The sequence below is a fragment of the Leptospira brenneri genome, assembly GCF_002812125.1.
Lineage (GTDB): Bacteria > Spirochaetota > Leptospiria > Leptospirales > Leptospiraceae > Leptospira_A > Leptospira_A brenneri.
On the sequence record NZ_NPDQ01000002.1, the window covers coordinates 365011 to 390164 of the forward strand.

Below are 25154 nucleotides of genomic sequence, written 5' to 3' on the forward strand. Positions count from 1 at the left end.
CATGTTTTTAACCGCAGATAGAATTTTACCATTTATTAGTTTATTATCACTTTTCGCCTATTTCTTGTTTGATGGAATGGTGGTAGATCCCAAAAGAAGAATTATTTTTTTGGGAGTCGTGTTTTTATTTTTAGCTTCAGATACGATTATCAGAGCCTTTTCCAAAGGACTCCGAAAAGAAGATCAAAATCGATACATCGCTGCTGGATTTGGGATCGGTGCATTTTTATTATCCGTATTACGTGATTTTTTAGATTTAAAACCAGTTGCTGGATTAAATGAAGAAGTCAGCGCCATTCCTAAAGTCAGAGAATTTCTTCTACTTTGTGTGGTTTTATTTTCTATCGTATTTCTTCTGCAAATTATTTTGCTTGAGATCGGAAAGTCATCTTTAGAGGCACAAAGTAATTTAGCCAAATCGAAAAGTTCCCTTTTGCAAAATGCAGTTTTAGGATTTTTGTTTGTTCTTCCGATTGTAGTGGCAGTCAATTATTTTGCGATCAAACGCAATTATAATTTTGATTTGAGTAGCCAGGGTAAATTTTCCCTTTCGCAAATATCTAGAAACTTAATCAAACCAATCACAAAAGATGTTACCATCACTGCCTTTTATCCCCGTCCCTTAGAAGCGGATGGACCTGCAAACGGTGATAAATTAACGGCTTTTGCGCTCACTCGTGTTCGCCCTGATATTGAAATTCTTTTGGACCAAATCAAAGCAGAAAACTCACACATTACAGTGCAGTTTATCAATGCTGACGTTGAAGTGGATTTATTAAAGGAGTTTGGACAGGTTTCCAATGGAACTATCTTTGTTCGTTCCCAAAAACAATCTTTATTAGCATCAGGAACTCCTTTTGCAGAAGAAAGGGTAATTGCAAAAGAAACTAAAGACTTAGAGGACCTAGAACGTAAGTTAGTGGGTGCACTTTTGAATGTTACCACAGAACAGAAAAAGGTTTATTTTACTGTTTCCAATGGAGAAAGATACGGGATGTCTTTTAAGGCACTTCCAAATGAACAAGTAAACCGATTTGTATCTTCTTTACAGTTTCTGAATTTCAAAGTGGCTGAGTTAGGGTTTGCACAAGGTTGGCCTTCGAAATTACCAGAAGATGCAGATATGTTGGTGGTTCTTGGACCAACAGTTCCTTTTTCCAAAGAAGCTAAAGACGAACTCACAAAGTTTGTTCTGGAGAAAAATGGAAAACTTCTCATCACTATGGAGCCCAAAGGAAATGAAGACTTTGTTTGGTTACTTGCGAGTGCTGGTCTTAAATATAAAACTTCACAGTTGATTGAAAGGGAAGAAAAACCTGGGTTTGTTGTGGCGAAACGTTTTCCAGATCACAGACTGACTGATTTACTCCAGAAAAAAGATATGGGGATTTTATTTCCTTACAGTGGTTATTTGGAAACAGATTCAACTGCTCCCTCTCCACTTACTTTTAAGTCCGATACTTTGCTCGAATCTGGTTTTGAAGCTTATACTGATGAAAACAATAATGGAAAATTAGATCCAAACGAAAAGAAAGAAAGTAAAATCTTGTCGATTGCGATGACACCAATGACACTGGCTGGTGACAAAACAGGAAAGATCATTCTTCATTCAGGAACCTCCTGGATAACTGATCAGTTCATTCCTTATGCCATGAATTCTCAATTTTCAACAGTTTCCATCACTGGACTATTTCAAGATGTGGCTGTTGCTGAGATTCCACTCAAAAAAGAAGAGTTGGATACAATTTCTTTGTCCGACAATCAAAAGTTAGTCGCTTGGGTGATTGGGGTGTTTTTGTTTCCTGGATTTATTTTGGCAGTGGGATCTTACTTTGTATATTCCAGAAGAAAAAGTTCTATGATTGAAGTATGAAACAGAAAGTTAGTTTAGTTGTTTTAGCCTTTGTTGGATTATTTTTACTTTTTTATTGGATGGAAGACCATCCTGAAAATATTTACGAAACGAATTATTGGAAAGAAGATTGGAAATCCATTCAATACATTCCTCCGAAATCTGATTGGTGTGGTGTTTTGGATCCCAAATTTGCGGAAGAAACTATGGTGTTTCGGAAAATTCCACGTGGTTGGAACCAAACTCCATTGTATACGGTATCTTTGACGCAGAATGGAAAGGTCGTTTCTTACGAAGCCAATTACAATGTAAAAAATAGTTTTTCAGAACTCAGCGTTCTCAAAACAAAACTGATTGAAAAGGCAACAGAAGAGATTCAAAAATCCTATTGTTTAGGGATGAGTTCACCTTCTTTGTCTTTGTCAGAAGATAACGGTGAAAATATTGAATTTTCAAAAGACAAACAATTGTTTTTTGGCAAAAAAATCGGATCGGATGAAGGTCGTATTTCTGTTTTAGTAAATGAAGAAATCATAGCTCCTTATAACTATTTGATTGAAAAGTTTCGAACACCAAATACAAATTTCCGGGAAAAAATGTATGTTACGTTTAGCAATGGTTATCTGAAAGAACTTTCATTTTCAGGTCAAGTTGTGAATGTAAAATCAGAAAACCGTGCAAAAAAAAATCAATACAATGTGTATGTGAATGATTGGAGTCGAACGACTGGTGAAAGAATTGTGTTACCACCCGATGTCGGCAATCAATGGGAATCTGTTGTCAAAGGACTAAAGGTCGAATTTTATTCCGATGAATCTGGTGCCCCATCGTTTCCTGAACTTTCCTCTACGCAAGCACCAGAAGCCGTTTTGGATGTGGTCCAGTCGGAAGGGATCAAATTTCGCCTTTCCTTTTTCCCTTTATGGGAATCGGATTCGGGAAAGTGGAGGCCTGTGCGCCGGGAACTTCTGCCTTATTTTTCAGAGACTGTCACTTGGATGAGAGAGGAAAGCTTCCAAAATTTGGTGAATGCCGTCATGAAAGTGAAAAATGCTTCCCGTTACGAGCGTCCCAACCAGAAAATCCAATAAGGTGCAAAAAGTTTCTACAATCGCATCTCGGATGGAAATGATCCGAGATTTATTTTATTCTCCCATGTCTGCCTTTGAATCCTACTATCACAAAACGGATTTAAGTGGACGTGATATCTGGTTGGCACATCTCCAACTCATCCTTCTGGCACCCATTGCTAAGTTTTTTGGAAATCTCTTACAAATCCTTCTCTTCAAAGTTTCCACAGTTGATGAAGAGACGAAGCTCACCTATACACAAGGAATGGCGACCTTGTTCTTTTTTTATTTGGGTTTTTATATTCTCGTTCGGCTTGTAGATAGTTTTCGAATGTATCATCAGATGCGTGACCGAACCAAAGATTGGGACGGCCCAGAACCACATGTATTTTTGATTTCTTATCTTCCATTTAGTGCAACGGGAATCTTTTGGATTTTTCCTGCTCCAATCCCCTTGCTAGTGTTAGGTGTTGGATTTCTTTATTCCTTACATTTAGCGTATTATTATCTTTCCCATCGAAGAGAATGGTCATCCTTTGATTTTTTATTTTTTCTTATGAAAGTGGTTTTGTTTTTTTTAGTTCTTCTTTCTGTTCCTCTATTTATTTACAACCTGGCTAGGACGGTACTCTTTTGAAAATCTTTATGGTCGGCATTGGTGGGATTGCTATGGGTAATTTGGCCTATATGCTGAAACAACAAGGTCATGATGTATCTGGATCGGATCAGAATCTTTATCCTCCTATGTCTGATAAGTTGGTGGAATGGGGTTTGTCACCTAAATCGGGTTACCATAAAGAAAATGTAAAAGGTGCGGACTTAGTGATTATTGGGAATGCCATCTCACGTGGTAATCCTGAAGTCGAAGAGGTTCTGAACACGGGAATGGAATATATGAGTATGGCACAAGCGATTGGAACTTTTTTCCTTAAAGGAAAAAAACCAATCGTGATCTCAGGAACTCATGGGAAAACAACGACTACTTTTTTAACACATTGGATTTTGGAATCGATCGGACTCAAACCAGGTTTATTTGTGGGTGGGATTCGCAAAGATGGATATCCAGGATTTGCAATTGGCGAAGGTGACTACTTTGTCATTGAAGGAGATGAATACGATTCTGCATTCTTTGATAAAAGTTCTAAGTTTTTACATTATAGACCATATTATTTAGCGATGAACGCATTGGATTTTGATCATGCTGATATTTTTGCCGATTTAAGTGCAATTAAAACTATGTTCAAACGCCTGTTAAATCTTGTGCCTGGACGGGGAAAGGTGTTCTATTGGAAGGGATCCAAAAATCTGGTGGAGATTACCAAAGAATACAAACATGCACCTGTGGAATCTTTTGATTTAGGGGATAAAAATTCCATTTTTAAATTCGAAAAGGGTGTATTATCCGAGATCAGAACCAAGGCCAAATTAAAACCATCTCTCATTGGTTCGCATAACTATAGAAATGTGGAAGTGGCAACACGTATCTGTTTAGAAATCGCACCTCAAAAAAGAAAAGAAATTATAGAAGCAGTGGAATCCTTTCCCGGTGTCAAACGTAGACAGGAAAATCTTTTTGTTTCTGAAAAAAGTCTACTTGTGGAAGACTTTGCCCACCATCCGGTTGCCATCCAAGAAACCATCAAAGCTCACAAAGAAGCATATCCAGGTTATAAAATCATTGCTCTTTTCGAACCAAGAAGTGCCACTTCACATAGAAATGTTTTCCAAGATGATTTTGCAAAATGTTTTAAAGGAAGCGATGTGAGTGTGATTACAGAAGTTTACCAAGTCGATAAGGTAAACAAATCTCTTCGTCTAAATGTAAAAAAATTAGTAAAAGACATCGCAAAGAATACAAAGAAAGAAGCTTTGTATGCAAAAGATCCCAAAGAAATTCCTACTATCTTAAAAAAGATTCTACCAAAATTCCAAAAGGAAAAAGTCATCATCCTTGCGATGTCGAATGGAGCTTTTGGTGGAATTTATCCTGAATTAAAATCATTAATAGAATTACGAGAATCTGTATGAGCCTATCCCAAGAAATCGAATCTTTAGTCAAAGAGGCCGAATCTATTTTATCTTCTGCAACCTCAGAACAAGAATTGGATTCTTTAAAAAATCAATTCCTTGGTAAAAAGGGAAAACTCACTTCTGTTTTAAAAGGCCTTGCTTCCTTATCCGTAGAAGAGAAAAAAACAGTGGGGAAACAAGCGAACGAAGCACAAACTAAACTCGAAAGTTTTGTGGAAATAAAACGTTCTTCTTTAAAAGAAAGTTTTTATGAAAACCAACTAAACCAGGAATTTTTTGATAGTTTACGACCGCTTGCTCCTAAAGAACGAGGAAGCCTTCATCCTATTTCCCAAATCCAATACGAAATCGAAGATATCTTTACTTCGATGGGTTTTTCTGTGATGGATGGACCAGAAGTAGAAACCGATGAAAACAATTTCGGGGCTCTCAATTTTACTGAGGATCATCCTGCACGTGATATGCAAGATACCTTCTATACAGAAGATGGAAACTTACTTCGTACTCATACTTCTGCCATCCAAGTGCGTGCCCTTCGCAAACTGAAACCCCCATTTCGAATCATTGCACCCGGTCGTGTGTTTCGATACGAAGAGGTGGATGCATCTCATGAAAATACTTTTTACCAAGTAGAAGGGATGGTTGTGGGCGAAAATATTTCTGTCGCACATTTGATTTATACAATGGAAACACTTCTTTCTCGTGTGTTTCGTAAAGAAATCAAAACTAGACTTCGTCCAGGATACTTTCCTTTTGTGGAACCAGGCTTTGAACTTGATATCAATTGTTTGGTTTGTAGTGGGGATGGTTGCAGTGTATGCAAACATTCCGGTTGGTTGGAACTCCTCCCTTGTGGTCTTGTCCACCCCAATGTTTTAGAAGCAGCAGGACTTGATTCTAAAAAATGGACTGGGTTTGCCTTTGGGCTTGGACTGGATCGACTTGTCATGATGCGATACGGAATCCATGACATTCGTTATTTCCAATCTGGGAATTTACGATTTTTAAAACAGTTTTGAATCAGGTCACTTCGGCGAGCTCAGTGACCTGACCTTTGTAGGAGTAACGTTATTTCGGTGAGCCAGTGACCTTTTATTCGAGTAAAATCGCTTGGATCTTTCCGTCCTTCTCTTGGAATTCTATTTTTGATTTTCCTAGTACCAATCCTTCTTTCGATACAATCTCTGATCCATCTTTACTAAAAAGATTGGTCAGAACCATTTCTCCATTTTCTTTGGTCGAGCAGACAATGAGGTAAGGTGGTTTTTTCTCCCCACCGGGATTGAAATAGATGGTACTAGCTGTGAGAATGGTTGCCTTTTCTCCAACTTTGGGCATAGGAACATTGACTTCCAATGGTTTTAAAGTGAGTGGTTCTTTTGCTTCCGATTTTGGTTTTTCTTTGGAAAATATAACAACAGAATTAATACTATCAATCCCTCCATTTCCTCCCAGTAAACTTACATTAGGTGGATTTTCTAGTTTTTCTGGAATCGGATCAACGGCAAGCCCATATTGACTAACAATGTCAATGAGTCCTGTGGCACCAGAAAGGGCCATAGCTGCTTGGTAATTTAAAATTCCTCCACCAAGGTTGATCGGAATATCTTTGGTTCCATTGGAGATTTTACCTTTGCGGAGTGCCGTTGCTGTTTCTTTGGGTGAAACTCCAAAATACAAACCTGCTTCATGAATGATCATTCCCGTAAAACAGTCATAAATCCAAGCGTAGTCGATATCAGAACGTTTCCATCCAGAGGAAGCCACGGCTCTTTCGCAAGCAAGGGCGGCTGGACTTTTTAAGTCTTTCTTTTGGATGAAGTATTCTGCATGGGCACTGTGGCCAGAACCTGCTAAATAAATATGTTCTGCATCTTTTTTGATGATTTTATTTTCGATTAACTTCTGTTTCATGGTTTCAGAAGTGATGAGGGTAGCAAATCCATGATCGGTGACAATGGCAATCATCGGTGTGCTATAAACGCCAGAAAGGGGTTTCTTTAATTGTTTTTCTGTCAGTGGTTTTTGGTATTGGAAGGCACGGGGATTGGTTTCTGCTAAACCACGAAAGTGTTTTGTGATTTCTTCCAAATCTTCACTCGTCACTCCTGTATCAAACATCATTCTTTCACATAACAATGAATATAGACCAATGAGTGTAGCTCCATAAGGCATTTCCCAATCTTTATGACAGACGGTAGCAGTGAGTCGTTTTAAGTCAGAGACTTGTTTGAATACGGATTTGGGAACATCTGCGGCCGCTACGAGGACAACCGCATAGGGATTGGCTTTGACAATTGTATGAGCCTGCTGGATGGCACCACCTACACTGGCTCCACCTAAATCCACAGTATGGCAGGCAAGACCACCAAATCCCAAATCATTGGAATCTTTGACTGTAAATCCATAACCCTCGCGACCAAGAGATTGAGCTTCGATAGAAACAAAATCTGTTAGATATGGTGCCATTTTAGCACGATCTGTTCCGAGATATCCAAAAAGTTTATCTACGGAACGAAAAAGGAGTGAGTGGTATTTTTCTAAAGGAGAAAGATTTTTGTAAACTTCCGAATCAAATTCAGATTCGATGGTGTCTGCGACACCGAGGAGAATTGGGTGCATGATGGCACATTGGAATTATCCTTCCATATTCATCAACGCATTCATTCGAAAATCTTGTATGATTTGTTTGCATCGTTCAGTGATCCGAGTGAGGCTTTCTCCAAATTTTTTACCGCCGAAGGAAGCATGTGCATGGGGATAATCTTTTTCATTCACTTGCACAATCATATCAGGATTGATTCTGTTTTTACTCACCAAGTCCTGAACGGAAACGGTAATATTCTTTAAGGCAATACATCCATCTTTCAAAAGATTTTGAGAGGCTTTTTCGATGACAATATTATTTCCATTGGCATCAAGTAAGGTTTTGATAAACTCTTGCATCTTCATGGATGGAAGGCCACGTCTTGTCATTCCAATCCGTTCCACTTGCAAAACAGCATCTTGTAAAAAAGAATACTCTGGTGTTCCTTTGAAGATATAAATGAGAACAGGAAGTTCTGTTTCTGTAAAATCCAACATGGCTCCATAGAAATACCTTGTTTCTACTTTGGCGAGTGGGTGGAAATCTACCTTCTTATAATTAGCTAACTTTTCAATGGATTCATCCATAATCCGATTTAAGGTTTGTGCTTTGGCGGCTTCTTTTTTCGCAGCCAGTTCTTGGAATTTGGATTTTAATTGTTCTAGGAAAGTAACTTCTTCCGTTAGAAATTTTGTGATGTTTCCGCGAAGTTTGAGAACTTGTAAATATCTTTGTTCGAAACCCGTTTGGTCGAAGGCTTTGGGATTTAGTTTTCCGTGTTCTTTGTATTCAGATCTGATTTTTTCTAATATTGCTTTTGTTTCTGCTTCCGACAGTTCTTTCATTTCGATTGTTTCCAGTGCTCTATATCAAGTATGGTTTTATCCAAATCTTGTGCAAAATAAAGAGATGCATTTTTTGCATCTACGTACATTAACTGATTTGCATATTGTAATTGTTTGACCTGAATTTCATTTTTCAAGTTCAATATATTCAACAATTGCAAACTTAGTTTTTTGAAGTCTTTCACTATAGTATCGGAATGTCTTTGCATTTCAAACAGGTGGAGTTTGTTTAATTTTTCCTTATCCGATTCAATAAATTTCATTTCTTCTCTTTTTTCTGCAGGTGCTTTTGAGATATAATACGTAATAGGACGAGGATATGATGTCATTTCTTTGTGAAGGTCGACCATTTTATCGATGGACTCGAAAACCTGTGATTCCATTTCACGAGCAAAGTTACCAACGATGTTTTTATTTTCGGAAGGATCCCCTGTCAGTTCGAAGATTCGAGAAGATTGTAAGTTACGAATGATGGCAGTGACTCGTTCTCGATAAGTGGATAATAATTTGATAAAGTCTTCTATACTTTGAAATGCAGTTTTTTCATCGGAATCGGCTCCAACTTGTAGGTTAGGTTCTTCACTTACCGTTTCTTCTGTTTCTTTTGGACTTGGCAAATCAGGAGTATTGAGGAGTCCGTCATGTGAAAGTGGTTCTTTGGTGGGAAGGGGTGGTGGTGGTTCTCCATCAAATATATCCAAATCCACGTCTTCGCGCATTAGGTTTTCTTCTGGGGACGAACCAAGTTTATCTTTTGGCGATTCTTGCTGTTTTTCATTAGGACTAGGTTGTGTTTGTGTTTGAGATCCAACTAACTTTCCTAATATGGGGTTTGATTTCAAACCTTCAGAGATCTGAGTTGTTGTTTGTGAGTTTGTGGCAGTCACCGGGTTTGTCGAAGGTTTTGGTGTTTCCGAAGAAGCGGAAAGCGAAGACGGCGGAACCACTTCAAAATGATTGCCAACCAGTTTTAAAATCTCGATTCTACGTGTATCTTTGTTAAAACGGAGTGCATAACGATTGTTATCTTTGTCGATATATCTTTGTTGGATTTGCGAAATTGATAATTTGATGGGATCAATTTCTGCAATGGAACCAATTTTTATGTAATTGTATTTTGATTTTTCAGGGGTCACAGTCGTAAAATTTCCAACAAAGCTTCAGTGAAAGCATACGAGAGTAATACGTTCGGGTCAACTTCCTTCTCCCGAGAAATTAAACTTAAGGTAAAAAAATCATACCGGCTAAGCTCCATACGTTCGTAATGGCCAGATTCTCGTTTCTCAAAGGTTCCCGGCTTCATTCCCTCTATTTTCAGGGACAAAATAGCCATTTTTATGACAAGGGCCAGATCCAAATGTTTTTGTTTTAGGATTTCATAGAGTTCGGAATCAATCCAGAGTAGGATGGGGAACATAGTTTTCTCCTAAGGGAGGAGGTTTTTGGAACCCTCTTTGGTTCCATTTTTTTCTCTTTCGCCTTGACCGGCAGGGTGGTACTCAAAAGATAAGTAAAAATTCCTCATAGGGGACATTCCTTGGCTAATTTAAGATCATCTAAAAAAGACATTCGTAGAACCGCTCGTAGAAAAGAGCGAAATGGTGAGGACCGCACTGAATTGCGCACTTATGCTCGCCTTCTTCTCAAAGCAATTAAAGCTGGAAACAAAACAGAAGCGCTCACTGTATTCTCCAAACTTGCTTCCAAGTTGGACAGAGCTGCAAAAACGAAATTAATTCATAAGAAAAATGCGGATCGTAAAAAGTCACGTATGGCTCTTCGTATCAACGCCATCGAAACAAAAGCCGCCTAACATTTGGTTTTAGCTAGAAGGAATGAGGCCACCAATGGTGGCCTTTTTTATTTCTAAATCTGATTTACAAAAATCTGCACTCCGGTTCACTGGTCATAACAACGGGCGATTAGCTCAGCTGGGAGAGCAGCTGCCTTACAAGCAGCGGGTCGGCAGTTCAATCCTGTCATCGCCCAAACCGTTTTTCTTTTTATCTTCACTTTTATTCCACTCCACTGACACATTCCAAAAAGCAAAAAGATAGACTTGCAGTGGGAATCCGCGAGCCTTGATAGTATTGTATGCGATTTACGAAAGAGTATGATCTGTCCTCTCTGATGATTTCCATCTCCGGTGTTCGGGGTAAAATTGGGCAGGGATTTGGTTTGGAAGAGGCCTTGGCGTTTTCAAAATCCTTCGCTTCTATGATGAATGGTGGAACGGCTGTGATTGGAAGGGACTCGAGACCCAGTGGTCCTTATTTAGAATCACTTCTCACCTCGGCGTTGTTAGCTTCTGGAAATTCTGTTTTAACATTAGGTCTTGTTCCGACACCGACTACTAAAGCTGTTGTGAATCTTTCGAAAGCCAATGGCGGAATTATGATCTCTGCTTCTCACAATCCAATGGAGTGGAATGCATTTAAATTTATTTCTAAAAAAGGATTTTTCTTTTCTGCTGAAGAAAATAAGAAACTTCTTTCGATCATTCAAAATGGCTCTTATCCCAAAGAACAAATTGCACCTAAAGGTTATATTGATTCTGGGGAAGATTATATTGATCTCCATTTGTCTTCTGTTTTGAAACGTGTGAATGTCGCCAAAATCAAAAAGAAAAAATTTACCGTCTTTGTGGATGCGGTTGGTGGTGCTGGATCTTATGTGGTTCCTAAATTTTTACAAATGTTAGGTTGTAAAGTGGTGGCTCACAACTGTAACCCTGATGGAACTTTCCCCAGACCTCCAGAACCTACGGCCGCTGCTTTAAAATCAGTCGAACCTTACTTTAAAAAATCCAAAGCAGAGATTGGTTTTGCTTTGGATCCAGATGCGGACAGACTTGTTTTATTTTCCCCAAAACGCGGTGCAGTTTCGGAAGAATACACATTGCCGTTGGCATTAATGAATGTTTTATCCAGCGCCAAGAAAAAATCGAAGGTCGTGGTAAACTTATCTACTTCTTTTTTGAATGAAGAAGTGGGTTCACGGTTTGGTGCCGAAGTCATTCGCAGCAAAGTGGGTGAAGCCAATGTTGTGGAAGAGATGATGAAAACCAAAGCGGTGTTCGGTGGAGAAGGAAACGGTGGTGTGATTGACCCCACCATTCCATCTTTTGGTCGGGACACTTTGTCCGGAATCGCTCATATTCTAAACCTTATGGCAGAAACTGGAAAATCTGTGGATGCTCTTTTAGATGAACTGCCCGCGTTGTATATGGACAAACAATCCTTTCCTTTAGCTAAAGGGATGTCTCTCGAAAGTCTTTATGAAAAATTTCAGTCTGCATTTTCTCCGAAAGTGATTTCAGAGAAAGACGGACTTTGGATGTATGTATCCGATTCTTGGATTCATATACGTCCTTCCAATACAGAACCAATCTTTCGTGTGATTACAGAAACTAAATCCAAATCCGATTTGGAAACTACCTTAAAGAGGGTAAAACAATGTGTGGAATCGTAGGTTATTTAGGAAAAAGGGAGGCACTCCCTCTCATCATCAAAGGTCTTAAACGTTTAGAATATCGCGGTTACGATAGTGCCGGCGTAGCTTTGTTAAACGGTGGACTTGATATCGTTAAAAAGAAAGGAAAGGTTGCCGACTTAGAAAATGAAATCGGCAATCGCAAACTAGTAGCAACTCTTGGGATTGGACACACTCGTTGGGCGACTCACGGGGAACCAAATGACCGTAACGCCCACCCACACACTAGTTCTGATGGGAAACTTGCCATCATTCATAACGGAATCATTGAAAACTATGCATCCATCAAAAAAGAATTAGAAGGGAATGGTCATGTTTTTAAATCAGATACTGATTCTGAAGTTCTCATTCACTTAATCGAAGAAATCAAAAAACAAAATAATTGTTCGATTGATGAAGCTGTCCGTCTTGCTTTGAATGAAGTGGTTGGTGCTTATGCCATCGTAATTCTTTCCAAAGAAAACGATCGGACGATGATTGCTGCAAGAAAAGGATCTCCTCTTGTGATTGGAATTGGTGAGGATGAATACTTTGTTGCTTCTGATGCCACACCTATCATTGAGTATACGAATAATGTAACTTATCTCAATGACCAAGAAATGGCTATTATCAAAGACGGAAATTTGGTAGTTAAAAACTTAGAAAACGTAACCAAAACTCCATTCATTCAAAAATTGGAACTTGATTTAGAAGACATCGAAAAGGGTGGGTATCCACACTTTATGTTGAAAGAAATCTTTGAACAACCAAAGTCTGTCCGTGATGCGATGCGAGGTCGCCTTGTTTCAAGGGAACACCATCTTTTTATGAGTGGGATAGACCAATACCTCAATCGGTTTTTAAATGCGGATCGTTTGATCATTGTGGGTTGTGGAACTTCTTGGCATGCCGGCTCCATTGGTGAATATCTATTTGAAGATCTTGCTCGGATTTCTACAGAAGTAGAATACGCATCCGAGTTTCGTTATCGTAATCCCATTGTGACAGAAAGAGATGTGATCATTGCCGTGTCTCAATCAGGAGAAACTGCGGACACTCTTGCTGCCATCGAACTTGCTAAGTCCAAAGGTGCTTTGATATTTGGGGTTTGTAATGTGGTGGGTTCTTCCATCGCACGTGCTTCTCATGCAGGTGCTTATCTCCATGCGGGTCCTGAGATTGGTGTGGCATCCACAAAAGCGTTTACATCACAGGTCACCATCTTAACGATGATGGCTTTGTATTTGGGATTGAAAAAAGGTTCTATCTCTTTATCTGAATACCAAACTTTACTTCAAGAATTGGATTCCATCCCAGATAAAGTAGCAAAAATTCTAACAAAAGACGATGAGATTTTAAAGATTGCGGAAAAATACTACCGTGCGTCTAACTTTCTTTATTTGGGACGTGGATTCAACTTCCCTGTTGCATTGGAAGGAGCATTGAAATTAAAAGAAATTTCATACATCCATGCCGAAGGGTATCCTGCAGCAGAAATGAAACATGGACCAATTGCACTCATTGATGAGGATATGCCTGTTGTGTTCATAGCTACCAAAGATGGATCTTATGAAAAAGTAATTTCTAACATCCAGGAAGTAAAAGCAAGAAAAGGAAAAGTCATCGCCGTTGTAACCGAAGGTGATACAGACATTAAGTCCATGGCAGACTATACATTTGAAATTCCTAAAACGGCTGACGCGCTTGTACCTTTACTTGCGGTAATCCCTTTACAACTTTTGTCTTACCATATAGCAATCCTTAGGGGATGCAATGTGGACCAACCTAGAAACTTAGCAAAATCTGTAACTGTGGAGTAAACAGTGAACCTCCTACTTGACGATTCTAAAAGAAATCCGTCTCTCCAACCTTTATCTAGGTTTCATTCCTTTTTTGAATGGAACCTAGGTGGAGTCAGTTTACTGGAAAAACTAGAACGGAAATATCCGGGAGCAAAGATTTTTTATAAAGGTCCGAATCCGGATTTTGAAACATTAATTTTTCATAGATATCCACATGTTCTGCCTGCAAATCTAGAGTCTTACGATTCGATTTATAGTTCTGATTCGTACCTTCCTTGGGAACTTTTGGGAACTGTAACTTCTATTATAGAAGACACTTTAAGTTTGGAAAAAGATTGGAAACGGTTTCGTCAAAAGTACAAAGCAAAACAATCAGGATTTCATATTGTAGGAAAGGACAAACATCTTTATATCCACCCTGGAGCATCTGTTTACCCGGGAGTTGTATTTGATACAACCCATGGACCGATCCTCATAGAAGATGGTGTTAAAATATCTTCCTTTAGTTTTTTAGAAGGCCCACTTTTTGTTGGAAAAAACACTCAAATTGATAATGCTCGGATCACAGGTGGTTGCCTTATCGGAAACCAGTGTCGGATTGGTGGGGAAGTGGAGAACTCGATCATTCTTGATTATACCAACAAACACCATGAAGGTTTTCTTGGTCATAGTTTTGTCTCTACTTGGGTGAATTTAGGTGCCTTATCTACAACCAGTGACTTAAAAAACAATTACGGAATTGTGAAGTTAAAGGTAGGTGATGCGACTGTTAATACTGGCACCATTAAGTTTGGGTCTCTCATTGCCCCATTTACAAAACTTGCTATTGGAGTGATGTCAAATACAGGTACTGTTTTTGATATTGCGAGTAATATTGTTGAATCTAGAATTCAAGGGTACGTTCCTGCATTTACTTGGATTAAGCCAGGTGGTCGTTACCGTTTAGAAGAGTTTCTTTTTGATACCAAAAAAATTATGGCACGACGTGGAATGAATCTTTTTGATTTTGAAGAAGAGTATTTAAGAAAGTTATACGGAAATCTTGTGGAGTAAACATGACGCCCAGTTTGTTAGAACATATCAATTCCGGAAAAACAGTAGAAATTGATGATTTACGTTTTTTTTATTTAGATGAAGGAAAAGGTGAAGAGATCATTCTTCTACTTCCTGGTTTTTTGACAACGTCATATAACTATCGTAAATTGGTAGATTTGTTATCAACTCATTACCGAGTGATTGCACTTGATTTTTTAGGAACAGGGTTTAGCTCAAGACCTGATGGACCACTTTCTCATAGGCTCCAAGCACATTATTTAGCTCCTTTTTTAGAGAAGGTAGTGGGGGATAAAAAAGTTCACGTTGTAGCTTTTGATTATGCTCTTCCCATTCTTTGTTTTACGTTTAAAGAACATGCCAATCAATATAAATCCTTATCCATTTTGGGTGGGTTTATGAACTTACCAAAGTTTCGGTTTTATTTTCCCTTACATTTTCTTCGTTTGCCGTTAGTGGGTGAAGTTTTTTCTTTTTTATTTCGCCCGCCACTCCTTCGTTTTTTTTATAAACTATTTTTAGTAAAAAAAACACACCATCTCACTTATGAATGGGAAAAAACAATGTATCATTTATTATTCGAAGGGAAAGCTCGAAAAAATACACTGGAATTTGTTCGGAATGTGGATCGTTCTACCCATGCGCTTCGTGAAATTGAAGAGGGTGCAAAAAACTTTGTAGGTCTTCGCCAAATTTATTTAGGAGAGGAAGACTTCCGTATTTCTCCAAACCAAACCGAGTATATGAAGGAAACTTTGCGAACAAGTAGTCTTGTTTTCCTTCCTTCCAAACATCTTCCTATGGAAGAATGTCCTGAAATTGTTTTCGAAAAACTTCACTACTTTGTAGATTCCTTCTCGCATAAAAAAACAAAAACCTTTCATTTTAATAAACAAAATAAGGATTAATATGGAAAGAATCATCTCCAAGGCGAACCCTAACACGTCCGAATTTATTGCCAATCGTACAGCATATTTGGAAACCATCGTCCCTATTCGTAAAACAATCGAACAAGTGAAGTTAGGTGGTGGTAAGAAAGCTCTTGAAAAACATAAATCAAGAGGAAAACTGACTGCTCGGGAACGTATTGCGGAACTCATTGATCTGGGAACTGAGTTTATGGAGATTTGTGGTCTTGCGGGAGAAGGAGTTTATTCGGATCCTGTTCCTTCTGCAGGAATCATTACTGGGATTGGAAAGGTAGAAGGTGTGGACTGTATGATTGTTGCCAATGATGCCACAGTCAAAGGAGGAACCTACTATCCTCTTACAGTAAAAAAACACGTTCGTGCCCAGGAGATTGCAGAGAATAATTCTCTTCCTTGTATTTATTTAGTGGATTCAGGTGGGGCATTTTTACCCATGCAGGATGAAGTGTTTCCGGATAAGGATCACTTTGGAAGAATATTTTTCAACCAAGCACGAATGAGTGCTAAAGGTATTTCGCAGATAGCAGTCGTTATGGGGTCTTGCACAGCAGGAGGGGCTTACATTCCCGCTATGTCTGATGAATCGGTGATTGTTAAGGGTAACGGAACCATCTTTCTGGGTGGTCCTCCTCTTGTAAAAGCAGCAACGGGAGAAGTGGTCACTGGCGAAGAGTTAGGTGGGGCTGATGTTCATTGTCGTGTTTCAGGAGTGACAGACCATTATGCAGAAGATGATTTCCATGCTTTAGAAATCACTCGTTCCATTGTTAAAAATTTAAATCTGAAAACCGAAACGCTTCCTAAATCTACAGAAGAACCTTTGTATCCTACAGAGGAAATTTATGGAATTATCGAAAGGGATTCTAGAAAATCATACGACCCAAGAGAAATCATCGCAAGGATTGTCGATGGCTCAAGATTTCATGAATTTAAAAAACTCTATGCCACAACCATAGTCACTGGATTTGCAGAAGTCTATGGTTACCCTGTGGGAATCATCGCAAATCATGGAGTTTTGTTTTCTGAGTCGGCACTCAAAGCTTCTCATTTCATTGAACTTTGTGACCAAAGGAGAATCCCTCTTTTATTCTTACAAAACATCACAGGGTTTATGGTAGGAAAAAAATACGAAAACAATGGAATTGCACGTGACGGTGCCAAGATGGTAAATGCGGTTTCCACTACTACTGTACCAAAGTTAACTATTGTTACTGGAGGGTCTTACGGTGCTGGAAATTACGGAATGTGCGGTCGTGCTTTTGCTCCCGAATTTTTATGGATGTGGCCGAATGCGCGAATCTCTGTTATGGGCGGAGAACAAGCCGCAAACGTTCTTTGGACTGTGAAAAAAGACCAAAAAGAAGCAGCAGGCGAAACCATCGCAGAAGGTGAAGAGACCATTTTTAAAAAACCAATTTTAGAAGATTATGAAAAGAAATCTTCTGCCGTCTATAGTTCCGCTCGCCTTTGGGACGATGGAATCATCGACCCCGCAGATACTAGAAAAGTTTTAGGAAGGGCTTTGTCTGTTCTCAGCCGAAGAAAAGAAGAAAGAAAACCATTTGGTGTCTTTCGAATGTAATTTTTGTCTTTTCATTCTCATTCAGAATGCAAACTAACTACAAATGATCATCCAAGAGAAGTCATCCAACCAAGTCGCTATCATCTCCATAGAAGGTGAGGTTGATTTGTACAATGCAAAAGAATTGAAAGACATTCTGGATGACAAGATGCGCAAACACCAATACGAAATTGTTGTGAACTTGGAAAAGGTTCCCTTTATGGATAGTTCTGGAATTGGGACATTGGTAACAGCCATGTACAAACTCAAAAAATACCATGGAAACCTAAAGGTATGCAGTGTCCACGGATCGGTAGCGAAGGTATTCAAACTCACTGGAATGGAAAGTCATTTAGAAGTATTTGATTCAGAAGAAAAGGCTGTTCTTTCTTTGGTCAAAGAAAGAGATTCTTCCGAATAGTTTCTGTAACAAATCGAATCAATTAGAGTCTTCTATCTTTAGACAAAATTGATTTTATCTATCCTACTTTGTTTATTTAGGTAGATGTAACCCCAGTTTTACTTTTTCCATCACATCCTTCCCTTCTAATTTTTCTAAAATATACAAAGCAAATTCAAAAGCAGAACCAGGCCCAATACTCGTATGAATGTTGTTATACGATTCTATCCTTTGGCCAGTGTATTTTCCTCCTTTTCCTTTGGTTAGGTCTTCGTTGGAAGGAAAAGCTGTATAAGGATCTTCTCCTGTGATGATGTCTAAGTTTCGTAAAACATTCGGGGCGGCACAGATGGCTCCGATCATTTTATTTTTTGTTTGGAATGATTTTAAAATTCTACTAATCTCTGGATCATTCATGAGTTGTCTCGTTCCTTCTAAACCACCTGGAAGAAGGATGGCATCAAAATCATCGGGGATGATTTCCGAAAAAATTTTGTCTGCTAAGTGGAGAGTTTTTCTCGAAGCTAAGATGGGATCTTTGGACTTACCACCCGAAACCACTTCCACATTCCCTCTTCGTAAAACATCGATGAGGATGATGGCTTCCATTTCTTCGAAGCCCGTACAGAGTGGGATAAAAACTCGTTTTGCCATAGAAAGACTTCATTGACTTTATACAAAATGTTCAAGTTTTTTTGTAAAAAAACGATCCCAAGAAATGAGAACTTTCCTGGAACTTCAGGGGTCTTATATAGTAGGAGAGAAAGTTAATTGTCTATGACTCTTAAAAAAACGAATCCTTTACGTTACCTTGCGATTGCCTTTAGTTTTTTACTTTTGGGAACATTTTTGTCACCCATACTTACATGTGGAGATTCATCCGAAAATCCTCTGCAACTCAAAGCAGATGGAAGTGATAAATTGTCTCCGGCTCAGACACAAGCCGTAGCTCTGGAAGATGCTTTCCAAGAAGTTTTTGATAAAGTGTCTCCTAGTGTGGTTTCGATTGCCACAGAAAGGACAGTCAATTTCCAACAACATCCCTTTTCGGGAGACCCGTATTTTGATCATTTTTTTGGACGCCCCAATGGTGGATCGCGTGTCATGAAACAAAAACAATCTGGCCTTGGTTCTGGGATTGTTCTTAACGAAGATGGTTATATTATGACAAACCACCATGTGATCAAAGACATGGACAAACTTACAGTTAAGTTTAAAAACCAAAAAACCTTTGAAGCCAAACTCATTGGTTCTGATGAGACCATGGACATCGCCTTACTCAAGATAGATGCTCCTAAGGGAACACTTCGTCCGATTGTTCTTGCTGATTCCAACAAAGTCAAAGTGGGAAACTGGGCGATTGCGATTGGTGCTCCCCTGGGCTTTGAACATTCCTTCACGGTTGGAGTGGTTTCTGCGGTGCAACGCGGGGGAATTGATTCTTCCGGACTTTCTTATATCCAAACGGATGCTGCCATCAACCAAGGAAATAGTGGAGGTCCACTTCTTAACATCAGAGGAGAGGTCATTGGAATCAACCGTATGATTGCTTCTCAGTCTGGTGGGTCAGTGGGAATTGGATTTACCATTCCGATCAACGAAGCACGCCGGGTTGCGGAAGAAATCAAAACCAACGGTAAAGTCACTCGTCCTTGGATTGGTGTTGGACTTGATGCAGTGAATGAAGAAGACATCGAACAATTAAAACTAAAAGATAATAAAGGTGCCATTGTGCGCCAAATCATGAAAGGGTCACCAGCGGACAAAGCAGGTTTGAAACTTTTAGATGTGATTGTGGAAATGGGCGGAAAACAAATCCAAACTCCAGAAGAACTCATTGGTTTTGTCAGATCTTCCAAAATTGGGAAACGAATTGAGATAAAAATCATTCGAAATAAAAATGAAATCTTGACTTCCATCACTCCGGAGCAGAAACCCAATTGAGGTGAGTTTAAGAGAAGATTGGATCCAACCGGGCGAAGATGAACCTAGCCTTCGCCCCACAAAATTATCTGAGTTTATCGGACAAAAAGAGGTTTTGGCCAATCTCTCGGTTTACGTGGAGGCAGCTCGGAAACGAAAGAGCCCCCTCGACCATGTTTTGATTTCCGGCCCTCCTGGGCTCGGCAAGACCACACTCGCCAATATCATTGCCAATGAATTGGCAGTGGCTTTCACCCCCACTTCCGCTCCTGCCATCTCCAAAGGTGCAGACTTGGTGCGTTTTCTAACCCTTCTCAAAACAAATGAAGTCCTCTTTATCGACGAGATCCATGGTTTTGTCAAAAAACAGGAAGAACTTTTGTATCCTGCCATGGAGAACTTCTTTGTAGATCTTGTGGTTGGCGAAGGAGTCACGGCCAATGCCCTTCAGATCCAACTCCAGCCCTTTACCTTGGTGGGTGCCACCACTCGTTCCGGACTTGTGAGTGAACCCTTAAAGACAAGATTTGGGATCCATCTAAAACTTGATTTTTATACGGATGGGGAGATGCAAATCATAGTGGATCGCTCGGCTAAACTACTTGGAGTTTCTCTCGGAGAAGGGGTCGCTTTAGAGATTGGAAAACGAAGCCGTAAAACTCCCAGGATCGCTAACCATCTTTTGAAACGAGTTCGGGATTTTGCAGAAGTTCGGAACGAAACTTCTGTTAGTTTAGATACCTGTCGGTTTGCATTTGAAAGGATGGGTGTGGATCATTTGGGCCTTGATTCCGTGGATCGTCAAATCTTGGACATCCTCATCAATCGCTACGGCGGAGGCCCCGTGGGGATCAAACCCATTGCCGTTGTCCTTGGAGAAGAGGAACGCACCTTAGAGGACACTTATGAGCCCTTTCTCGTGCGAGTAGGTCTCATCGATCGTACCCCGCAAGGCCGAGTGGCTACGAAAAAGGCTTACGAACATTTGGGAATTGTGTATACTGGAAATATAAGTGAAAATCGTGAAAATGGCCCAACTCTCTTTTGATTTCCGATTGCCTGAAAAGGAAGAAGGGGAACGCAGACTTTTCTTTGCATTCACCTTTGTTGTCCTTGTGTCATCCTTTGTACTCGCACACCTCATCACTAGAAATATGCTTTGGAAGATGTGGGCCGAAGAACAAGCTTCTGAGATGTTAGGGCCGAAAGAACAGGAAAAAATTTACGAAGTTCTAGTAGAACAACAGTTCATCAACCCAGATAAAAAAGATGAATACAAAGCTCTTTCGAACAAAGATTCGTCGGGTGGTGGTGGAATTACTGAAAAACAAGGTTTTCATACTCTAACACAATTTCGTGAATTCATCATGGGTAGTTCTGCCTCTACTCCGAGCAAAGCCCAACCCAAATCAGAACAATCCAAAGAAGAAGAACTCTTTGAAGTAGGAATTTTTAAAGCGGATCCCAAAACCAATTCTAACTCCGAAGAAAGTCCAAACCAATCCGCAAGTTCTGGACAAATGACAAAAATTCCTTTTAACTATCGCTTCCAACAGGATTTTTTATTTCGATGGGATGGTGCCAAGGCTCTTACCATCCCCACCAAACAATTAGCAGGTTTTTATTATTTTAAAAATATGTTAAAACGAATTGAGGAATCTTTTGCTCCCCCTGGTGGTGGAAACTATGCCTATCGCGACATTGCAGGTGTTGTGGCAAGAGAAGGAATCAAAGAAGGGGAAACCAAAGTTTTGTTTATGTTAAGCGAACAAGGCCAAGTGTTGGATGTTCGACTTGTGAGTTCACAAGGTCAAGTGGTGGTAGACCAAGCTTGTTTGGATTCCATTCGTGGTCAAAACTTTGGTCCTGTTCCAGAAGAAGTTAAGTCCAAAGGCCTTATCTTTGGAATCAACTTCATTTTTCCTGGAATCCGCTACTATCGTTAGTTACAAATTACGAATTAATCTGATACAAGAGTGCAGCCATAATCTTTGGAAAGATACTTGGTTGTATTGGTTCGTCCAAGTCCTTTCACAGTTACCGACTTGTTTTCTTTATCTAGATTAAATTCACTGATAGGAACCCACTGGCGAGCAAAGTTGTGACACTGTTCTTCCGAAAGTTCCATCACAAAGTAACAACTACAAAATTCCTTTGAATAAAAACTGGAGATGATGGATGGAAAACTGGATAAATGTTTCCAATTCCATTGTGCCCAAAACAAAAGGAATAAAAATAATAAAGAAATGAGAACAGAGATTTTTCTTTTCATAAACTTACCGAATTACAGACTCTTTTACTAATTTTAAAAAATCATTTTTGATAAACGCTTTTTCGCGATCATCTCCAAACCGAACCACAATTAAATCTAAACTAGGAATTACATACAACATTTGTCCCCAATGCCCAAGACCAGCAAAGGTATCTTTAGGGGCATCTGGCCAAGGTTCGTGGATTCCTCTGTCTGGCACTCCTGTGTTGGCATACCAATGAGCTGTATAATTGTCTTCTGCCAAGTCTTCTGAGTAAGGTGTTGTTTTATATCCAGGAGCAGGAGTTCTAGTGAATTGAACCCATCCTTCAGGTAACAGACGTTCACCGTTCCAAACTCCATCATTCAAATACAAATAACCTATTTTTGCTAGATCCTTGGCTGTCATATAGAGATAAGAAGACCCAATATAAGTTCCAGAACCATCTCTTTCAAAAGTTACATTGGTAATCCCTAGTGGTTTGAAGATTTTTTCGAAAGGAAGTTTGTCGTATTCTTCAGCGCCATATACTTTTTTTAGAATAGCAGAAAGGATATTGGTGTCACAACTAGAATAGTAAACTTGGGTTCCAGGTTCCGCACGAAGAGGTAGGCCAGCACAGAATGTTCCCATATCTTTACGACCCCTCGTATACAACATAGCAATCACAGATGATTTGAGTGGCCCACTTTCGTATCCTTCTTCTGCAGCAAGGCCAGAGGACATATTGAGTAAATGTCGAATGGTGATTTTTTTATGAGCTTCGTCACGACTAAGTGGTTCATAATGATAATAACCAGGGTCATCTAATTTAACAAGCCCAGCTTTGACGGCAACTCCATACATAGTTTGTAAAATGCTTTTGGAAACTGACCAAGTTAAATGCACTTTGTCTTCGGAAAAATTTCTCCCATACTTTTCATATATGAGTTTTCCATTTCTTAAAATCACAAGTGCATCGGTTCTTCTTCCTTTTCTATCAGTTTCATCTCCGGTTCTAGTGAAAGCATATTCTTCTACTAACTTAAGTTTGCTTGTAGACACTCCAACGGATTCGGGAGAAACTACTTTCCAGTTGGGACTTGGCCATTCTGGTTTTAATCGTTCGGTGAGGGTTGTGACTTCAGGTTCTCCTCCAAAAGGAGAGAGGTCTTTACCACAGTGTAGAAAGGTAAATAAAATAAGGAGGGCAAGGACAAGGCTTTGTTTCATAGAATTCCTAATTCAGATTCGTTTCAGAATTCTATGCGGGGTTAGATCAGATTGCAAAGGAAAAAAGAAAGAGATTATGCTTTTTCTGCATATCCCTTTAGTTTTTGTACCATGGAAAATAGTCCGTTTCTTCTTGAAATAGATAAAAATTTTGCAAGACCTACTTCTTCTATAAAACTGAGTGAGGCATTTGCTATATCTTGTGGAGATTGTCCTGAAAATACTCGTATCAGAATTGCGATTAGACCTTTGGTGAGAGCAGTATCACTATCAGCATCAAATTCTAATTTTCCTAATTCGAGTTTCGGTGCGACCCAAACTCGAGATTGGCAGCCAGGGACTATATATTCTTCTGTTCGTTTTTCATCTGGATAGGGAGGGAGTTCTTCACCTAACTCAATCAAATATTGAAATTTCTCTTCCCAATCAGTGAGATCGGAAAATTCAGCTATGATTTCTTTTTGAATTTCCTCTATCGACTTACTCATGTTTGATACTCGGTACAGGGATTTCTGAAAATTTTTCTTTTTTCCTCATGTAGAACTGATTAAAGTTTGCAGTAGTAAGATTTTTTAAATCGACTCGATTGACTGTGGAAACCGTTAGTTCGTACAACTCTCCATTGGATTTAAAAAAATAATCCATTCGGAGTTTTTCTTCCAAAGTATATTCTACACCATTCCAAATTAATTTTTTGGATTCAAAGTCTACATACAAACATTCGGGAGGTTTCGTAAGAACATAACAAAACTCACCTGCCTTAGGAACTCCTTTATAAAACAATCCGCAGTTGAAAAAAGAAACGGAAAAGAATATAAAAAGAAAACTTTTGTTTGAGATGATAAAACTTTTTATCAAGTTTTTGGATGAAAAACTAGATAGTCGGGAAACTAAACCAATCATTCTTTTTTTTCCGGTGTTAAGTCTAATTTTGTTTTGGTTCCCGGTTTTTCGGAAATCATTTTTGCAACAAGGAGAGGGATCTCTGGATTTCTTTTGCCCGTAGAAAGGTAAAATTCTTCTAATAAATCAATTCCTTTTTGGGAAAGATTTTGTAAGTGAAAGATTGTGGCTTCCGTGATGATTGAAGTTTCGGTAATTCTATCTGGATTATTTGACTTCGCTTGTCTGAGTAGTGACAAAGCACCTACATAATCTTTTTTATAATACTTCCCAAGACCACGTAAAAAATTCTCCTCTCTAGGAGTGAATTGAATTCCCACTTTGTAAGTTGGATCTTTCGTGATGGTTATGAGTTTGTCGAGTCCACTAGCATCACCAGCTAACATAGTATTGAAGGTGAGTAACCAAATATAAACGGTTTGGAACTCTGGGGAGAGTTTAGAACGATCCAAACTTCCATACTCATTGATGAGAACTTGTGGACGTTTTACTTGGCGGTGTGTTTCTCCAAGGAATAACAATACTTTGTTATTTTCCCAGTCAGAAAATGGAGAGGAGGCAAAGGACTCGGCAGTCCTTGCATTCCAAAATATGGAATCCAAAGTGGAATCCGCAAGAACAGAAGATCCTAGAAAATCTTTGAATTCGGATCCCAAATGTAAAATCAAACTATCGTGATCGAAATAGATTCCAATTCGATATAAATTCCAAAATAAACTTCGGGCAATCAAATGAAAAGCAACGGGGTCAGTGGGATCTTTTTCCGAATAGGTGGTTGCAATCGATTGGAAGTCTTCTATGTCCTTTTCTTTCAGATTTCCTGATTTCCAAAGTTCGATTGTTTTTTCTTTGGTTTTTTCCGCTCTGACACTTTGGTCTTTTGCAAAAAGAAAATAAATTTCTTTTCTATAGGTAAACCCTAACACGGACAGACCAAGCGCTAAAACCAATAGAAATAGCGGGGTCTTTGATTTCTTCTTTCTGTGCGGTTCGTACCGGGAGTAAATCGCCATCGTTGGTTCCCATTTTTTTTTGCCCTCCCCACTTGACACGGCTTTTTCTTTGTGATTTAGTGGGAAGGGTATGGAAGATGACTTTTTAGATGATGACGAATTCGATGCTGATAGCCTCAACGAAGACGTCGTAACGTATGCTTGTGAGGATTGTGACCACCGTTGGGAAGCCGAAGGGGAGGATGAATACCTCGATTCTTGGGAATTGATCTGCCCTATGTGCGGATCTTCTAATATCACCGAATTGTAA

General features: G+C 39.2%; 26 protein-coding genes and 1 tRNA gene. 17 read left to right on the forward strand and 10 right to left on the reverse strand.

From position 1 onward, the window contains the following. The first annotated feature begins 1 nt into the window (after nucleotide 1). The 5 genes from CH361_RS05110 to pheS are packed head-to-tail and all read left to right on the forward strand — an operon-like array spanning nucleotide 2 to nucleotide 5972. Nucleotides 2–1873: a motility-associated ABC transporter substrate-binding family protein gene (locus CH361_RS05110; RefSeq protein ID WP_100789749.1), complete on the forward strand. Its 1872-nt coding sequence runs from the start codon at nucleotides 2–4 to the stop codon at nucleotides 1871–1873. Beyond that, nucleotides 1870–2943, forward strand: coding sequence for a hypothetical protein (locus CH361_RS05115; RefSeq protein ID WP_100789750.1), 1074 nt, complete (start codon nucleotides 1870–1872; stop codon nucleotides 2941–2943). Before CH361_RS05110 ends, CH361_RS05115 begins: the two co-directional genes overlap by 4 nt. A 1-nt stretch (nucleotide 2944) precedes the next feature. After that, nucleotides 2945–3559, forward strand: coding sequence for a hypothetical protein (locus tag CH361_RS05120; protein WP_100789751.1), 615 nt, complete (start codon nucleotides 2945–2947; stop codon nucleotides 3557–3559). Next, complete coding sequence (locus CH361_RS05125; protein WP_100789752.1) at nucleotides 3556–4950, forward strand: UDP-N-acetylmuramate--L-alanine ligase; 1395 nt, start codon at nucleotides 3556–3558, stop codon at nucleotides 4948–4950. The genes CH361_RS05120 and CH361_RS05125 overlap by 4 nt, the downstream gene beginning before the upstream one ends. Then, entirely contained in the window at nucleotides 4947–5972 is a 1026-nt protein-coding gene (gene pheS, locus CH361_RS05130; protein WP_100789753.1) for a phenylalanine--tRNA ligase subunit alpha, read from the forward strand. The genes CH361_RS05125 and pheS overlap by 4 nt, the downstream gene beginning before the upstream one ends. A gap of 73 nt (nucleotides 5973–6045) precedes the next feature. Here the strand turns inward: pheS and CH361_RS05135 are convergent, their stop codons facing one another. From CH361_RS05135 to CH361_RS05150, 4 genes are read right to left on the reverse strand one after another with little or no spacing between them, the layout of a single operon-like run. Then, nucleotides 6046–7575: a thiolase C-terminal domain-containing protein gene (locus CH361_RS05135; protein WP_100789754.1), complete on the reverse strand. Its 1530-nt coding sequence runs from the start codon at nucleotides 7573–7575 to the stop codon at nucleotides 6046–6048. A 15-nt stretch (nucleotides 7576–7590) separates the two neighbouring features. After that, on the reverse strand, nucleotides 7591–8385 hold the full coding sequence (locus tag CH361_RS05140) for a hypothetical protein (RefSeq protein WP_100789755.1): 795 nt from the start codon (nucleotides 8383–8385) through the stop codon (nucleotides 7591–7593). Further along, the gene (locus tag CH361_RS05145) at nucleotides 8382–9521 is read right to left on the reverse strand and encodes an LIC_10450 family protein (RefSeq protein WP_100789756.1); all 1140 of its coding nucleotides are present in this window, start codon (nucleotides 9519–9521) and stop codon (nucleotides 8382–8384) included. The genes CH361_RS05140 and CH361_RS05145 overlap by 4 nt, the downstream gene beginning before the upstream one ends. Further along, on the reverse strand, nucleotides 9518–9802 hold the full coding sequence (locus CH361_RS05150; RefSeq protein ID WP_100789757.1) for a hypothetical protein: 285 nt from the start codon (nucleotides 9800–9802) through the stop codon (nucleotides 9518–9520). Before CH361_RS05150 ends, CH361_RS05145 begins: the two co-directional genes overlap by 4 nt. Before the next feature lie 120 nt (nucleotides 9803–9922). On the opposite strand from CH361_RS05150, the gene rpsT reads away from it, so the two are divergent. The 8 genes from rpsT (at nucleotide 9923) to CH361_RS05190 (ending at nucleotide 17622) form a co-directional block, all read left to right on the forward strand. Further along, nucleotides 9923–10198 (forward strand): 30S ribosomal protein S20, encoded by a 276-nt coding sequence (gene rpsT / locus CH361_RS05155; RefSeq protein ID WP_100789758.1) that lies wholly within the window; start codon nucleotides 9923–9925, stop codon nucleotides 10196–10198. A gap of 103 nt (nucleotides 10199–10301) precedes the next feature. Further along, a tRNA-Val gene (locus CH361_RS05160) sits at nucleotides 10302–10374 on the forward strand. 105 nt (nucleotides 10375–10479) lie between these two features. Further along, nucleotides 10480–11856, forward strand: a complete 1377-nt coding sequence (gene glmM / locus CH361_RS05165; RefSeq protein WP_100789759.1) for a phosphoglucosamine mutase — start codon at nucleotides 10480–10482, stop codon at nucleotides 11854–11856. Next, nucleotides 11841–13676: a glutamine--fructose-6-phosphate transaminase (isomerizing) gene (gene glmS / locus CH361_RS05170; RefSeq protein ID WP_100789760.1), complete on the forward strand. Its 1836-nt coding sequence runs from the start codon at nucleotides 11841–11843 to the stop codon at nucleotides 13674–13676. Before glmM ends, glmS begins: the two co-directional genes overlap by 16 nt. A 3-nt stretch (nucleotides 13677–13679) precedes the next feature. After that, a complete protein-coding gene (locus CH361_RS05175; protein ID WP_100789761.1) occupies nucleotides 13680–14711 on the forward strand; it encodes a GlmU family protein in 1032 nt (343 codons plus the stop codon). 2 nt (nucleotides 14712–14713) lie between these two features. Then, nucleotides 14714–15619 carry an alpha/beta fold hydrolase gene (locus CH361_RS05180; protein WP_100789762.1) on the forward strand — a complete coding sequence of 302 codons (906 nt, stop codon included), beginning with the start codon at nucleotides 14714–14716 and terminating at the stop codon, nucleotides 15617–15619. Between the two features lies 1 nt (nucleotide 15620). Continuing rightward, nucleotides 15621–17222 carry a carboxyl transferase domain-containing protein gene (locus CH361_RS05185; protein WP_100789763.1) on the forward strand — a complete coding sequence of 534 codons (1602 nt, stop codon included), beginning with the start codon at nucleotides 15621–15623 and terminating at the stop codon, nucleotides 17220–17222. A gap of 43 nt (nucleotides 17223–17265) precedes the next feature. Beyond that, nucleotides 17266–17622, forward strand: a complete 357-nt coding sequence (locus tag CH361_RS05190) for an STAS domain-containing protein (protein WP_100789764.1) — start codon at nucleotides 17266–17268, stop codon at nucleotides 17620–17622. A gap of 72 nt (nucleotides 17623–17694) precedes the next feature. Here CH361_RS05190 and CH361_RS05195 read toward each other — a convergent pair whose 3' ends face one another. Continuing rightward, nucleotides 17695–18255: a DJ-1 family glyoxalase III gene (locus CH361_RS05195; RefSeq protein WP_100789765.1), complete on the reverse strand. Its 561-nt coding sequence runs from the start codon at nucleotides 18253–18255 to the stop codon at nucleotides 17695–17697. 123 nt (nucleotides 18256–18378) lie between these two features. Between CH361_RS05195 and CH361_RS05200 the strand changes: the two genes are divergently transcribed. The 3 genes from CH361_RS05200 to CH361_RS05210 are packed head-to-tail and all read left to right on the forward strand — an operon-like array spanning nucleotide 18379 to nucleotide 21470. Next, a complete protein-coding gene (locus CH361_RS05200) occupies nucleotides 18379–19545 on the forward strand; it encodes a trypsin-like peptidase domain-containing protein (RefSeq protein ID WP_208861388.1) in 1167 nt (388 codons plus the stop codon). A gap of 1 nt (nucleotide 19546) precedes the next feature. Beyond that, nucleotides 19547–20572 carry a Holliday junction branch migration DNA helicase RuvB gene (ruvB, locus tag CH361_RS05205; protein ID WP_100789767.1) on the forward strand — a complete coding sequence of 342 codons (1026 nt, stop codon included), beginning with the start codon at nucleotides 19547–19549 and terminating at the stop codon, nucleotides 20570–20572. Further along, on the forward strand, nucleotides 20553–21470 hold the full coding sequence (locus CH361_RS05210) for a TonB family protein (RefSeq protein ID WP_100789768.1): 918 nt from the start codon (nucleotides 20553–20555) through the stop codon (nucleotides 21468–21470). Before ruvB ends, CH361_RS05210 begins: the two co-directional genes overlap by 20 nt. Nucleotides 21471–21484: 14 nt before the next feature. Here CH361_RS05210 and CH361_RS05215 read toward each other — a convergent pair whose 3' ends face one another. From CH361_RS05215 to CH361_RS05235, 5 genes are all read right to left on the reverse strand, one after another. Beyond that, complete coding sequence (locus tag CH361_RS05215) at nucleotides 21485–21796, reverse strand: hypothetical protein (protein ID WP_100789769.1); 312 nt, start codon at nucleotides 21794–21796, stop codon at nucleotides 21485–21487. Nucleotides 21797–21800: 4 nt separating this feature from the next. Further along, entirely contained in the window at nucleotides 21801–22988 is a 1188-nt protein-coding gene (locus CH361_RS05220; protein WP_100789770.1) for a serine hydrolase domain-containing protein, read from the reverse strand. 74 nt (nucleotides 22989–23062) lie between these two features. Continuing rightward, a complete protein-coding gene (locus CH361_RS05225) occupies nucleotides 23063–23476 on the reverse strand; it encodes a SufE family protein (protein WP_100789771.1) in 414 nt (137 codons plus the stop codon). Continuing rightward, nucleotides 23469–23891: a hypothetical protein gene (locus CH361_RS05230; protein ID WP_425268667.1), complete on the reverse strand. Its 423-nt coding sequence runs from the start codon at nucleotides 23889–23891 to the stop codon at nucleotides 23469–23471. Before CH361_RS05230 ends, CH361_RS05225 begins: the two co-directional genes overlap by 8 nt. Continuing rightward, a complete protein-coding gene (locus CH361_RS05235; protein ID WP_100789772.1) occupies nucleotides 23888–24817 on the reverse strand; it encodes a hypothetical protein in 930 nt (309 codons plus the stop codon). Before CH361_RS05235 ends, CH361_RS05230 begins: the two co-directional genes overlap by 4 nt. Before the next feature lie 157 nt (nucleotides 24818–24974). Between CH361_RS05235 and CH361_RS05240 the strand changes: the two genes are divergently transcribed. After that, on the forward strand, nucleotides 24975–25154 hold the full coding sequence (locus tag CH361_RS05240) for a hypothetical protein (RefSeq protein WP_004787310.1): 180 nt from the start codon (nucleotides 24975–24977) through the stop codon (nucleotides 25152–25154).

Excerpts from the sequence above, each read along its gene's own strand:
- CH361_RS05135 (WP_100789754.1), bottom strand. The coding sequence starts at position 7,575 with ATGCACCCAATTCTCCTCGGTGTCGCAGACACCATCGAATCTGAATTT.
- glmS (WP_100789760.1), top strand. The coding sequence starts at position 11,841 with ATGTGTGGAATCGTAGGTTATTTAGGAAAAAGGGAGGCACTCCCTCTC.
- CH361_RS05185 (WP_100789763.1), top strand. The coding sequence starts at position 15,621 with ATGGAAAGAATCATCTCCAAGGCGAACCCTAACACGTCCGAATTTATT.
- CH361_RS05140 (WP_100789755.1), bottom strand. The coding sequence starts at position 8,385 with ATGAAAGAACTGTCGGAAGCAGAAACAAAAGCAATATTAGAAAAAATC.
- CH361_RS05190 (WP_100789764.1), top strand. The coding sequence starts at position 17,266 with ATGATCATCCAAGAGAAGTCATCCAACCAAGTCGCTATCATCTCCATA.
- CH361_RS05150 (WP_100789757.1), bottom strand. The coding sequence starts at position 9,802 with ATGTTCCCCATCCTACTCTGGATTGATTCCGAACTCTATGAAATCCTA.
- CH361_RS05200 (WP_208861388.1), top strand. The coding sequence starts at position 18,379 with ATGACTCTTAAAAAAACGAATCCTTTACGTTACCTTGCGATTGCCTTT.
- glmM (WP_100789759.1), top strand. The coding sequence starts at position 10,480 with ATGCGATTTACGAAAGAGTATGATCTGTCCTCTCTGATGATTTCCATC.
- CH361_RS05115 (WP_100789750.1), top strand. The coding sequence starts at position 1,870 with ATGAAACAGAAAGTTAGTTTAGTTGTTTTAGCCTTTGTTGGATTATTT.
- CH361_RS05210 (WP_100789768.1), top strand. The coding sequence starts at position 20,553 with ATGGCCCAACTCTCTTTTGATTTCCGATTGCCTGAAAAGGAAGAAGGG.
- CH361_RS05220 (WP_100789770.1), bottom strand. The coding sequence starts at position 22,988 with ATGAAACAAAGCCTTGTCCTTGCCCTCCTTATTTTATTTACCTTTCTA.
- CH361_RS05240 (WP_004787310.1), top strand. The coding sequence starts at position 24,975 with ATGGAAGATGACTTTTTAGATGATGACGAATTCGATGCTGATAGCCTC.
- CH361_RS05195 (WP_100789765.1), bottom strand. The coding sequence starts at position 18,255 with ATGGCAAAACGAGTTTTTATCCCACTCTGTACGGGCTTCGAAGAAATG.
- CH361_RS05225 (WP_100789771.1), bottom strand. The coding sequence starts at position 23,476 with ATGAGTAAGTCGATAGAGGAAATTCAAAAAGAAATCATAGCTGAATTT.
- CH361_RS05180 (WP_100789762.1), top strand. The coding sequence starts at position 14,714 with ATGACGCCCAGTTTGTTAGAACATATCAATTCCGGAAAAACAGTAGAA.
- CH361_RS05110 (WP_100789749.1), top strand. The coding sequence starts at position 2 with ATGTTTTTAACCGCAGATAGAATTTTACCATTTATTAGTTTATTATCA.
- CH361_RS05215 (WP_100789769.1), bottom strand. The coding sequence starts at position 21,796 with ATGAAAAGAAAAATCTCTGTTCTCATTTCTTTATTATTTTTATTCCTT.
- pheS (WP_100789753.1), top strand. The coding sequence starts at position 4,947 with ATGAGCCTATCCCAAGAAATCGAATCTTTAGTCAAAGAGGCCGAATCT.
- CH361_RS05230 (WP_425268667.1), bottom strand. The coding sequence starts at position 23,891 with ATGATTGGTTTAGTTTCCCGACTATCTAGTTTTTCATCCAAAAACTTG.